At 43.9% G+C, this 12,043-nt stretch carries 12 protein-coding genes; 4 read left to right on the plus strand and 8 right to left on the minus strand.

Annotation, left to right across the window (positions count from 1 at the left end; genetic code table 11):
* Positions 1–116: 116 nt before the first annotated feature.
* Together WR49_RS11370 and WR49_RS11375 are read right to left on the minus strand one after the other, a co-directional pair.
* Positions 117–965 carry a sterol desaturase family protein gene (locus WR49_RS11370; protein ID WP_046224079.1) on the minus strand — a complete coding sequence of 283 codons (849 nt, stop codon included), beginning with the start codon at positions 963–965 and terminating at the stop codon, positions 117–119.
* Positions 966–1,019: 54 nt separating this feature from the next.
* Complete coding sequence (locus WR49_RS11375) at positions 1,020–2,033, minus strand: DUF2804 domain-containing protein (RefSeq protein WP_046224080.1); 1,014 nt, start codon at positions 2,031–2,033, stop codon at positions 1,020–1,022.
* A gap of 147 nt (positions 2,034–2,180) precedes the next feature.
* Between WR49_RS11375 and WR49_RS11380 the strand changes: the two genes are divergently transcribed.
* On the plus strand, positions 2,181–3,215 hold the full coding sequence (locus WR49_RS11380; RefSeq protein WP_046224081.1) for an AraC family transcriptional regulator: 1,035 nt from the start codon (positions 2,181–2,183) through the stop codon (positions 3,213–3,215).
* Positions 3,216–3,219: 4 nt separating this feature from the next.
* On the opposite strand, the gene WR49_RS11385 is transcribed toward WR49_RS11380, so the two are convergent.
* The gene (locus tag WR49_RS11385) at positions 3,220–4,170 is read right to left on the minus strand and encodes a hypothetical protein (RefSeq protein ID WP_046224082.1); all 951 of its coding nucleotides are present in this window, start codon (positions 4,168–4,170) and stop codon (positions 3,220–3,222) included.
* 39 nt (positions 4,171–4,209) lie between these two features.
* Positions 4,210–5,544 (minus strand): sphingomyelin phosphodiesterase, encoded by a 1,335-nt coding sequence (locus WR49_RS11390; protein ID WP_046224083.1) that lies wholly within the window; start codon positions 5,542–5,544, stop codon positions 4,210–4,212.
* 416 nt (positions 5,545–5,960) lie between these two features.
* Here WR49_RS11390 and WR49_RS11395 point away from each other — a divergent pair, with 416 nt between their 5' ends.
* Positions 5,961–6,482, plus strand: coding sequence for a DUF2058 domain-containing protein (locus WR49_RS11395; protein WP_046224084.1), 522 nt, complete (start codon positions 5,961–5,963; stop codon positions 6,480–6,482).
* A 129-nt stretch (positions 6,483–6,611) separates the two neighbouring features.
* Here WR49_RS11395 and WR49_RS11400 read toward each other — a convergent pair whose 3' ends face one another.
* Together WR49_RS11400 and WR49_RS11405 are read right to left on the minus strand one after the other, a co-directional pair.
* Positions 6,612–6,833 (minus strand): hypothetical protein, encoded by a 222-nt coding sequence (locus WR49_RS11400; RefSeq protein ID WP_017057439.1) that lies wholly within the window; start codon positions 6,831–6,833, stop codon positions 6,612–6,614.
* A gap of 332 nt (positions 6,834–7,165) precedes the next feature.
* Entirely contained in the window at positions 7,166–8,056 is an 891-nt protein-coding gene (locus tag WR49_RS11405; protein ID WP_046224085.1) for a LysR family transcriptional regulator, read from the minus strand.
* Positions 8,057–8,188: 132 nt separating this feature from the next.
* Between WR49_RS11405 and WR49_RS11410 the strand changes: the two genes are divergently transcribed.
* Both WR49_RS11410 and WR49_RS11415 read left to right on the plus strand, forming a co-directional pair.
* Positions 8,189–9,199, plus strand: a complete 1,011-nt coding sequence (locus tag WR49_RS11410; protein WP_046224086.1) for an aldo/keto reductase — start codon at positions 8,189–8,191, stop codon at positions 9,197–9,199.
* Positions 9,200–9,208: 9 nt separating this feature from the next.
* Positions 9,209–9,601, plus strand: coding sequence for a GlcG/HbpS family heme-binding protein (locus WR49_RS11415; protein ID WP_046224087.1), 393 nt, complete (start codon positions 9,209–9,211; stop codon positions 9,599–9,601).
* A gap of 113 nt (positions 9,602–9,714) precedes the next feature.
* Here WR49_RS11415 and WR49_RS11420 read toward each other — a convergent pair whose 3' ends face one another.
* Positions 9,715–11,088, minus strand: coding sequence for an L-cystine transporter (locus tag WR49_RS11420; RefSeq protein ID WP_017057435.1), 1,374 nt, complete (start codon positions 11,086–11,088; stop codon positions 9,715–9,717).
* 183 nt (positions 11,089–11,271) lie between these two features.
* Positions 11,272–11,967 carry an NAD-dependent epimerase/dehydratase family protein gene (locus WR49_RS11425; protein ID WP_046224088.1) on the minus strand — a complete coding sequence of 232 codons (696 nt, stop codon included), beginning with the start codon at positions 11,965–11,967 and terminating at the stop codon, positions 11,272–11,274.
* Positions 11,968–12,043: the final 76 nt, after the last annotated feature.

Below are 12,043 nucleotides of genomic sequence, written 5' to 3' on the forward strand. Positions count from 1 at the left end.
AGATCACAAATAAATTGCCGGAAAACGGTGCTTTACTCTTCAATCGAGTCGCGTGGGTATGCTTTTTAATCCCGTTGAGACCGTTTCTTAGTCAATACAATCTGTCTATTGTTCGTTTAATCCGACGGTGGGGAGAGCATCAATTTGACTTTCTGTTTCATGGTTAACTCTCGGTTCCTCAAATCTTTGAATATGGCTTTCCATTCTTGAAAGGTCACCGTTATGGGATTGAAACTCTCTATAGGTTTGGTGACACCGTAACGAACGATTTCTACTTCTGGTTCAAACGTACCAAATAATTTGTCCCAGATAATAAGCACGCCAGCATAGTTCTTATCGATGTATTGCGGGTTTCTGCCGTGATGAACCCGGTGATGTGATGGCGTGTTGAAGAGGTGTTCCATCGGGCCTAAGCTTCGTATCCACTGGGTATGCACAAAGAACTGCAGTCCAAGGTTAAGCAGCACCACAAACACCACCCATTTAGGATCAAAACCTATGATGACTAGTGGCACCCAAAATAACCACATTCCCGCGATTGGGTACATTAAACTCTGACGAAATGCGGTACTGAAATTCATGCATTCTGAACTGTGGTGCGCTACGTGTGCAGCCCACATCCAGCGAACTCGATGGCTTGCTCTGTGAAACCAGTAGTAAAAAAAGTCTTGTAGAACCATCAATACAACGAAACTCAACACTCCCATTTCAATATCCATTAAGCGCCAACCAAATAGCCAAAGATAGAGCTGAACGATCAGCAACCCGGTTAACAAATCGGATAGCTGATGCATGCCTGCTAACGTGAAGTTACACATGACTTCCGATAGCTTGTAACTCGAATTGTCTGGTAATTGACCTTGCTTCTGACCAATAAAATACTCGGCCAGCATACAGATTCCGAATAGAGGGGCTAATATTAACAGTAGCCATTCCGGGTGATTGATCAATGCGTCGAAATTCATTTCTGGTTCCTGTTCGTATACTCGTGTTTGAGAATCAGAGCTGGAGTGTTGCTTCTACCAGCGAGCAAAGTGATCTTCCGTTAGGCCGATTACACTGTCGAGCTCATGGGCTATACCGTCGTTGTCTTTAATTGAGCCAGAAAAGTGACCGATAAACTGACGGAAGTTACTTTTGAGCAGCCATAAGTTGAGCTTTTCGCTGCGGTTATTAAGGGGTGTAAAGGTTAGGTTAATGCGTCCATCTTGTGATGTTATCTGCCAAGGTAAATCCGCATCTTGGCGATTGAACGTAAACTGTACTGAGTTAAGAAGATGTCTGGTTCCATTCACCCACAATACGTTTTCGCATCCCCCAGTTTCATTGACACCTGCCGCGAGGTTGAGGCCGATGTCGGCATTATTGGATTGTGTGTTGATGCTGGCCCACCGCCAACTGGTTTCGCGCCTCATGTATCCCGCAGAGAAATCATAGCCAGCACGAGCTTGCTCTAGGGAAATAGGTTGTTGGTTAATCTCAAGGCTGCCTATTACTTTTAACGCGTTATGCTTTTGGGTGTAGGTCCAACCCGAGTAACCTGTTGGGCTACACATCGCTATGGGTAAGCTATTCGTCTCAGGTTCTAAAGTGATCTCGGCCTTGATGTGCTTGGTACTCAAGCTAACTTTCCATTGTCCTCCTAAAATATCAAAGGTGATGCGTTGGTTTGCAATGGACGTTGTACCGTCAAATGGCGAAGTAGCCACCTGTTTATCAAACCCTAACGGCCTTAACCAAGAGCACTCTTCTAGGTGGTTATTTTCGATGTCGTACAGATAACAAAATGCTGAGCCCAAGTAGCGAATATCTGCAATAGCAACACCGATGATGTGTGTCTCGGTAACAACGCTTACAAATTGAAATTGCTTGTAATGGAAGTGCTTCTGCCAAGGGGTTGCTTTTGCATCCATTGTATTTCGGTAGTCAAAGTTATCGATATTCAGTTGTTTCGGGATACCATCAAAATGTCCAATTGTCGGCTGACCATTAAAATCAATCAAACTGTGTGGGGCTGGATTCGTTTTTATCATTGCGATGGTTCACATAAATTTAACAATTGACAGTATTGTGCGACGAGTAACGTAGAATTTGGAGGTCAAATTCGGACAAAAATTGCGGTGAATCACGACTTTGCTACGGCACATTAGTTATGCGCGCGCTCTTATAAGGAGGGACAATTGGAAATTATCGCTGAATACATGCCAACGGAGCATCGCCACCAATTAGGCACATTGGATGTCGCGTTGTTGCTGAATACACTAGCGCAAAGAGGCGCCGACATTGACACGCTGCTTGCTAGTGCTGGGTTAGAAAGCCTAGATTGGCAAAACCCAAATGGGAAGCTGACTTACGCGGATAAACTGTCCATCTTTAGTGTGGCTAACCAAAGCTTTCCACATGATGGTCTGGGTTTATGGTTGGGAGAACATGCCAGCTTGAGCCATTTTGGTGTGTTGGGTTATGCATTGTCGACCAGTCACAACGTAGGCGAAGCTATTAAGTCTGGCTTTAAATACCTGCGATTAAATGGGCCTATATTCTCGGTTAAGCTGATTGTTGATACTGAATACGCGGTAATTCAAATTGAAAACACCTTGGAGGTAGGAGAGTTACTTCCATTCTGTAACGAGTATTTCCTTAGTTCGATTGTTTCGTTGTTCAAGGAGTTAACGGGAGGCCAATTAGCCATTCAAACACTCTCTTTCCCTTATGACCAGCCAAGTTACGCCAAGCTTTATGAAGAGCGTTTTCAATGTCCGGTGGTTTTTAGAGACAATTTTTGCGAACTGCGCTTTGGCGCTTCGGTTCTATCAAAAACATTAGCCACGCGTGATACCACAACGCTCAAACGCTACCTCGCTTCTTGTCAGTCGATAGTAGAAACTCTCGATTCAAAGCATTTGCTGACGAGTCAGATCAAAACGATCTTCTATCAAACAGCAGGTAACTTCCCGACTATAGAGCAACTCGCGGTAGAGTTTGGTTGCAGCTCTCGCACACTCAGACGAGAACTGGTCTCTCACAATTCCAACTATCAAGCATTAATTACCGAAATCCGAGTTGAGTTAGCCAAAGAACTACTGCTCGGTACAACCATGAACATCGACGATATCGGTGAAAGACTCGGTTATAGTGATCCTGCAAACTTCAGAAGGGCGTTTAAAGGCTGGCTGCACAAAACGCCCACGCAGTTTCGTGACGGCTTAAGTTAAAGCGTTACTTGCTAAAAAACTGCTCCCGGAAATTGGTGACTTGCTGTTGATAGTAACTGTCCCATTCTTGTTGAGTCCAAGTTGCATAATTTGATGAGCGTTGAGAGTCTAAGGTCGCTTTGAGCTGATCAAGCTGCTCGTTATAAGCCCTCACAGCCTGGTGTTGTTGCGTCATTTGCTGTTCGCGCACGGCAATATTGTCGGCTTGTGCTTCATCCAAATATGTCTCTTGAAGTTTTGACTTGATAGTCGCTAACTCGCTAGAGCTGTAGCTGTTTGGTAGCAAGGAGACCGCAAGTTCGTATTTTTGAGACGGAGTCTCTACGTTTAATGTTTCCGTTTCATTCTCCCATTCAGCGATCAGCTCTTGGTAGTGCAACATAAAATCAGTCGCTTCAACTTCCTTAAATGTGCTTGCACTGAGCGTAAAGTCCAAATGCGTAAATTGATCAGCAAATATCTGGTGGGCTAGCTCTCCCCAAACCTGTTCTGCAGACTGCTTAAACAGCTCAACACGCTCTTCCAGAGAGTCGATGGATTCGAGTGGAATCGCGCTTTCTGCTACTTGCCAGTCGGCAGAAAGTTGCGGGTAGTCACTCAATAACTTAAGCCATTCTTCTGGTAAGTCAGATTTCAACTGGGCGAGTTGTTCAGTGCAGTTATCAGCTTGTTGGCAAAGTTTCCAAAATTCATCGAGTTGATTCACCAGCGCCTTACCTTCAAGTTCAGTTAAGTTCTTTGCATACGCTTTTTCGTGCGTTTTTTTCGCTTGGATTTGTGTACCTCGCGAAGCTGAATTGTTTGAACGGCCTGCTGTATTGGATATGGGACGATTGTCATCAGTCGTTTTAGAAACGTGCTGTTTTGCTTCTGTGTGTTGGGAAGAAGAGAGCGGCGTTTCAGTCGATTTCGATGACCATGAATAGCCAACAATGCTCGTCACAACGACGAGCATTAGGATTAATATAACTCGATGCATTATCTGTTCACCGCGTTACTTGATGACAGCACTAACAGGGAAGTGATCTGAAAGGTTGTAGTGCTTCCATAATTCACTGCTGGTTGAGCGAGGAATATCAACGCGGTTATTGTTGTGAGCTTTTTGTCCGTACTCTGAACTCAATACCACGTAATCCAAGTATTCAACATTCTCCCCGCCAGACATTGGCTCGCCAGCAAAGTTATTGATGCGAGGATCAAAGGTTGAAGCGGTATAACCTGAATATTCTGGCTCAACGGCTTGCAGGTTAGCGAACATTTGTTGGTAGTCACCTGGGAACTTAAGCTTGTTCACGTTGAAATCACCGCTGTAAATCACCGTTTCTGATGTTGGTATCTCCAGTGACTGTGCAAGCTCTCGCATCTGCCTAAACTGGCGCTGTCGGTAATCACGAGCCGTGTCCGTATCGAACGAAGCAGTATGAGTGCCGAACACATGGTAAGCCTGACCGTTCTTAATGATCTCAGCGTAATTCACGCCTTTATCCGCGAAACAATCCGTTCCCGTGCAATCCGGGAAAACGTATTGTGCTTCATTAACAATTGGATAGCGGCTAACGATGATCATGCCACCGTCGTAGATGTTGATACCATCTTTGTCGAGCATTTTGGTTTGGTAAGGATACTCTTTCGCGAGTTCACGCAAAAACTCGCCTCGTCCGTTGGCGAAGACTTCTTGAAGCGCCAACACGTCGTAGCCTTTAACATATTGAGGGATGAGATCGTAACGGTCACCAATGTGAGAAGCGATAGCGGGTAGGGCCCAAATATTGTAGGTCATGACTTTCAGCGTGTTGGCGTCTGGCTCTGGCTGTTCGTCCAATTTCTGTGGGGTGATGGTGTAGTAAATATCATCGTAGCGAGCGGTTGAGTCAGCTTTGAGCGCCAGTTCTGTGTTTTCGTAAAAAGCATCGGTCGAACGACGGTGAATGTCGCGGTCATCGTGCAGTGCTGAACCAATGTCGGCCGCACTCAAACCATGTTGTAATGATGAGTTATACCAATGCCCCTCCATGGTTTGATTCAGTGTGACTGTTTCTCCAATGGAATTTGAAACCACAGTGTCAAACTCATACGTTTCCCCAGATTTTACGCCAGTCCAACGATTGAAACTGATCAATTTTTTGGTCTCCCAAGGCCCTATTTGTTCGACATGCTGCTGCCACTCGCTACCGAGTTCAAGTAAGTCTGTACCACTGTGACGAGCTTGAATGGTCATGATTTGATTGGTGTTGTTGGTGAGGTACACATCTGTATCTGCCATTGCGGACGTCGAGGCGATTGATGTTGATGCCACTAGTGCAGCTAACCAAGTCCATTGAGTTTTCATCGTTTACGTTATCCTTATTGATTGATGTCTAGAATAACGTAGTCAAGACTTATGACATTGGAGTTATAACTCTATGGCATTTATTCAAATATGAGATATATGCCAAGGTTTTATAAAATTGATTAACCATTGAAAATTAACATATTGTCTTGTTGGAATAATAAATGGTACGCGCGCGAATAATAGAGTCAGATAATGGTTTCGAGTCGGTAGAACAGCCAATGTTGGCGTGCTTAAGTGAAAACTGTGTGTCGCGGTAAAGTGGAGGTTGTGAGCAACAAGAAGGGAATATGGCGACAGCTTAGAGCTATCAGCATAAATTTTGCGATTGTTCTGTAATTTACTCTTGTTCAGTAAACAGAAACCTTAAAAAACAGGTATGATAGTGCCGTTTTTAATCCTGAACTGGGAAAGTCATGGCAAAGTTAACACTCCAAGAGCAGATGCTTAAAGCTGGCTTGGTAAATGAGAAAAAATTAAAGAAGGCGAAGAAAGGCTCTAAAAAGTCTCGCGTTCAGTCTCGTGAAGCAAAAGCGGCAGCTGAAGAAACTAAACTGGCGCAGCAAGCGAAAGACAAAGAGCTAAACCAACAGTTGAAAGAACAACAGTTGAGCAAAGAAATTAAAGCTCAAGTGAAGCAACTGATTGAGATGAACAAGATCGAACAGAAGAACGGTGAGATCAAATACAACTTCACCGACGGTACGCTAGTTAAATATCTTTACGTAGAAGAGCTGACTCAAAAGCAACTAAGTAAAGGCATTCTAAGTATTGCTCGTCAAGGCGAGAGCTATGTTGTTATTCCAACAGCAGTAGCGAACAAGATTGCTATGCGCGACGAAGAATCTATCGTTGATACTCAAACCGCAAGCTCTGATGAAATGGATGAAGATGACCCGTATAAAGACTTCGTTATCCCTGATGATCTAATGTGGTAATCCGTTTTGCCTAGCTCCATTTTAATGGTTAGCTAAGTTTACAGGATCTAAGAATGCAGCGAACAATCACTCGATTGGCGCTGCATTTTTTTTTGGCGCGAAATGACTTCTACAAATCCTGAATAACGCTTAGTGTTCTGAAATGCCGTAAACAAGGCTATCATTGGCACTTGCATGATCGATAAAATCGGTATTAGCGCGCTGTTCGTGTTGGTCGTAGCCATCGAAGTAACAGTCGCCAATTTCATTGCGCGGGCAAACGTGAATGTGGTCTTTGATGACCAGTTCGGTAGAACAACATGGGCAGTGTTTTACATGTCCAGTGAGTACCGTAGATCGATTTGGTTTCATACATCCTCCTGATAGGCACTGTAATCTGATTACCTATTTGCACCCTCTAAGTTATGCAAATTAGTGTGTCGTTATGATTTCATTTTTAAGTCAGTGAAAATGATTCAGAGAATGAATGCCTAGGCATTAATATAAATGTAATAAGACCAAGACCATATAAGGTGAACTAAGTCTAGCGAAGCCATAACGGGCCTGAAATATTGTCCGTTTAATCCAAGGGAGATACAGGTACAAGCCATAATAGGAAAAGGTGTTGTGGTAGGCAGAAACAAAAATGCAGCAAACAACCTTTCAATTGTTGCTGAATTTGTGATGCTTCATTCGGTTTCTTGTCAGCTGGTTAAACTCAAACCATCAAAGTAAGCCTGAACAAATTTAACGAACACTTGGTGTTTCTTTGCTGGATAAATAACTTGCGGATAGAAGAGATAAATACTGTTGCCTTGTTGTAGGCACTCCTCAGGCAGCACTCGCTCTAACTCTCCAAGCTCGACCTCTTTCGCAACGTAGTAACTTGCGATACGGATGATGCCACTGCCTGCCATAGCTCGTTGCTTAAGTAAGTGGTTGTCATTACTTGAAAGCCAGCCGGACACATCAATATTTGCCGATTTTAAAGGCCACTCGGTTTGGTGCAGCGTTGCTAAGCATTGATGATCACTTAAGTCACTCACATTGGTAGGGCGACCAAATTGATCAAGATAACCGGGAGTCGCGACTAAATCATGCTGATAGCTAATCAAGTGTTTCGCCACCATGTTGTCAGGTGGTGTGTTGGTGGCACGAAACGCGATATCGATATCATCTTGGTTGAGATTAAAGTTGGTGTAACTACTGTTTATCTCAAAGCGGATTTCTGGATATTGCTTCCTAAACTGTTGGCAGATATCGAATAGATATACCTCAGTAAACATCTTTGGCGCGGTAAGGCGTAATAGACCTTTGACGATGTCGTGTTGCTCAGAAACACTGCGTTTAAGCTGTAAGACTTGCGAGCGAATCGTTAAGCCTTGTTGTAAGGCGCGTTCGCCTTCTTGGGTTAAACGAACACTGCGCGTGGTTCTGACCAAAAGCGGACACTGTAAGTCTTTCTCTAAACGTTTGATCTGCTCAGAAAGGTAGCTCTTAGAGATACCGAGCTTTTTGGCTGCCTTGGTAAAGTTAAGTTGCTGAGCAAGTTCTACAAACAGGATCAGTCGTTCTATTCTTTTGTGTTCGTTCATTCGCGCATTCCTACCAATCTATTGTTCGTCATATCAAACAATCATTTCGTAACTAGCATATTCTGTTTTTTAAAAAGAACAATATGATAGAGGCATATTTCTGGTCAGCAAATCTTCTAAGCGAGAATCGATATGACAAACAGCATTGAATCTACAAACAAAACGAGTGATAAAAAGAGTATCCCATTATCAAACCATCTACCGAATGTTGGGCAAGTTGCCTATGGTTGCATGGGCTTAGGTGGTGGCTGGAATGATAATCCAGTGACGAGTGCGGATGTTGCTCAAACACGAAGCGTAATCGACACAGCATTAGAATCGGGCATTAACTTATTCGACCATGCGGATATCTATACCTTCAGCAAAGCTGAGCAAGCCTTTGGTCAAGCATTACAACAAGCGCCTGAGCTGCGCGAACAGATGTTCATTCAATCTAAGTGTGGGATTCGTTTTGAAGGCGGTGGCAACGTTGGTCGTTATGATTTCTCGGCTGATTGGGTAGGCCAATCGGTAGACGGTATTCTCGAGCGTTTGAACACTGAAAAGCTTGATGTGCTGTTATTACATCGCCCCGATCCTTTGATGGAACTCGATGAGCTGGCAAGAACGTTAGAGAACTTAAAAGCGCAAGGTAAGGTCGATTTCTTCGGTGTGTCGAACATGAACAGTCATCAAATTCAGTACCTACAATCTTCGCTAGGGCAACCTATTGTCGCGAATCAAGTTGAGATGAGCTTAGCCAAGCTGGATTGGTTGAACGATGGGGTGATGATTAACTCGCAAGGGCACCATCAATCAGACTTCGCCGCAGGCACGCTAGAGCATTGCCAAATGAATAACATCCAACTGCAAGCTTGGGGCTGTTTGGCTCAAGGCCGATTTGCTGAGCAGGGTTTGTATTCAGAGCATGAGAACGTGAAAAAGACAGCGCACTACGTGGCTCAGTTAGCGAACCAATATGGCGTAGAAAGTGAAGCGATTGTGTTAGCATTTTTGCTTCGTCACCCTGCTCGTATCCAACCTGTAATTGGCACCACGAATCAAGAGCGAATCAAAGCTTCGGCAGTCGCGACTCAGATAAACCTATCTCGTGAAGAGTGGTACAACCTATACGTGTACTCACGTGGTCAAGCACTGCCATAAGGAATGAGTATGTTGAATCAAAAGATCGCACAACAACTGGTGTCTAATGCTCTCGACATTGCTGAGCGTAATCAACAAGCAATCGCGGTGAGCGTGTGTGATACGCATGGTGAATTACTGGCGTTTATTCGCATGGATAATGTGAGTGTTCAAGCCGGATTGTTAGCACAGAACAAAGCTTATACATCTGCAAGAGACAGGCAGCCAAGTGGTAACTTAGGTGCTTGGGCAAGAGAAACCGGTAAAGACTTAAGTTACTGGACCGACCCTAAGATCACTGGCTTTAAAGGTGGTGTTCCCATTGAGTTAAAGGGGCTGGTGATTGGCGCGATTGGTATCAGCGGATTGAGTGAAGATGACGATGAAGCACTTGCCGAAAAAGTGATTCAACTTGTGCTCTAAGTGCTGTTGCTTGTGAAGTAATGGAAGTTAGAAGTAACAGATAATAAAAAACCGATGCATGTGCATCGGTTTTTTGTTTAACGAGATTCAAGTGCTTGATTCAATCGAATCCATTAAGCGTTCGCTTGTTCCAGATCTTGTTGCTTGTCTTTCTTACCCAATAGGCGGCTTGTGATCGTACCGGCTGTCATTGCACCAGATACGTTAAGTGCTGTACGTGCCATATCGATAAGTGGCTCGATAGAGATAAGCAATGCTGCGATAGTTACCGGAAGGCCCATCGCTGGCAGCACGATAAGTGCCGCGAAAGTAGCACCGCCACCTACACCTGCAATACCGAATGAGCTTACTGTGATAATCGCAACCAGAGACAGAATGAAGTTGATATCCATTGGGTTGATGCCGACTGTTGGCGCAACCATGACTGCTAGCATTGCTGGGTAGATGCCCGCACAACCATTCTGACCAATCGTTGCACCAAAAGACGCAGATAGGTTTGCAATCGCTGGTGGTACGTTTAGCTTAGTAATTTGAGCTTCTACGTTCAGTGGGATTGATGCAGCAGAGCTACGCGATGTGAAAGCAAAAGTCAGTACAGGCCAAATTTTTTGGAAGTACTCTTTCGGGTTGACACCAACAAAAGAAACTAGCACGCCGTGAACCACGAACATCAATAGGATCGCTACGTAAGACGCTACGATGAAGCCTAGTAAGCTTAGAATGTCAGACGCGCTAGACGTTGCAACAACCTTAGCCATTAGTGCTGCGATACCGTAAGGCGTTAGCGCCATGATCATTTTAACTAAACGCATAACGATAGACTGAGCAGCTTCAACAAATGTACGAATTGGTGATTCTAGCTCTTCTTTTTCTGCCATCACTTTACGTGCTGCAATACCGGTTAGTACACCAAAGATAACTACCGCGATAATAGAAGTAGAGCGAGCGCCCGTTAAGTCTGCAAATGGATTTGTTGGAATGAAACTAACCAGCATTTGTGGAATCGTCAGATCAGCTACACTGCCAATGCGACTTTCTAGTGTTGCGATACGTGCTGTTTCACGAGCACCTTCAGTCAAGCCTTCCGCTGAAAGCCCAAATGCTTGAGTCACTGCGATACCAACTATTGCAGAAATCGCAGTTGTTGCTAACAATACTGAGATTGTGATGCTAGAAATTTTACCGAGTGAACCGCCTTTTTCAAGCTTCACAACAGCGGCAATCATTGATACCAACACTAACGGCATAATCACCATTTTTAGTAGGCCAACGTAGCCACGACCAACAATATTTACCCAGTCTAACGTCTCTTTGATGATAGGGTTACCTTCACCAAATAACAGCTGTAGGCCTAGGCCGAATACACTACCAAAAACTAAGCCGAGTAAAACAAGTCGAGAAAGAGTGTTTTCTTTTTTCTGCTGTCCATATAGAAAGAAGAGAATACCAATGAATATCGCTAGGGCAGCGATAGCTGGGAATGACATTTAAATTCCTTATGAATAACTTCAAATTAATAGAGCGCTAAGGTATTAGCGCGAATACTGCAGGGTAAGATAACGTTCTGTAACAAAACGTAAAATAAGGAAAAGTAATTTATTAGAACAATAAGTAATATCCACACATTAAGGTGCATGGATATCCAACATTGTGATTAATAGATGAGCTTTTTAGCGATATTTTGCTAATAAATTGAGCATATCACTTGAAGAATAAATTTCGACATTTTGGAAGTTATTATCGAATAATCGGAACAACATGGTTTGTGCTACATCTTTTGATTGAATCGGGCGAAGGTTCTTGAATTTGCCAAACATAAATGGCGACAGCATAGGAAAGACACTTTGTAGGATTTTTTCATCGGCCCTTGGTTCATCTCTATCACCAATCAGTGGCCCCGGGCGCGCTATAAAAAGTTGTTTGAAACCGATACGTTTTAGGTTTTGCTCCATTTGCCCTTTGCAGCGAAGATAATGTGAATAAGAATCTTGCGACGCGCCGTAACTTGACACCACTGCAACTCGTTGGACGCCGAGAAACTTCATGGATTGGGCTACTTGGCTGACAAGTTCAACATCGACTTTGCGTAGTGCTTCTTTTGAACCTGCTTTTTTCTTGGTTGTACCTAAGCAGATAACCCCGAGATTAGGCGTTGCTTTGGTATCGTCCCAACTCGTGACTTGCAGATCACGGTGAATGAGTGTGTGAAGTTTGTCGGAGTTATACTGTGAATCTAATGCTCTTCGGGATAAGGCATAGATATAGTCAACCGCGGGTTCATCGATGAGCAAGCTCATCACATGACGGCCGATTAGCCCTGTAGCGCCAGCTACAACGACCGATGTTTTGTCTCCAGAAATGCTCATAGCTATCCTTAACCTGCTTGCAAGTGCTTGTTTAATATAAACAGTGTTTTAATTTTAAGCGAATAAAATTTAAAGA

The sequence above is a fragment of the Vibrio sp. ECSMB14106 genome (genome assembly GCF_000972265.1).
Taxonomy (GTDB): domain Bacteria; phylum Pseudomonadota; class Gammaproteobacteria; order Enterobacterales; family Vibrionaceae; genus Vibrio; species Vibrio kanaloae.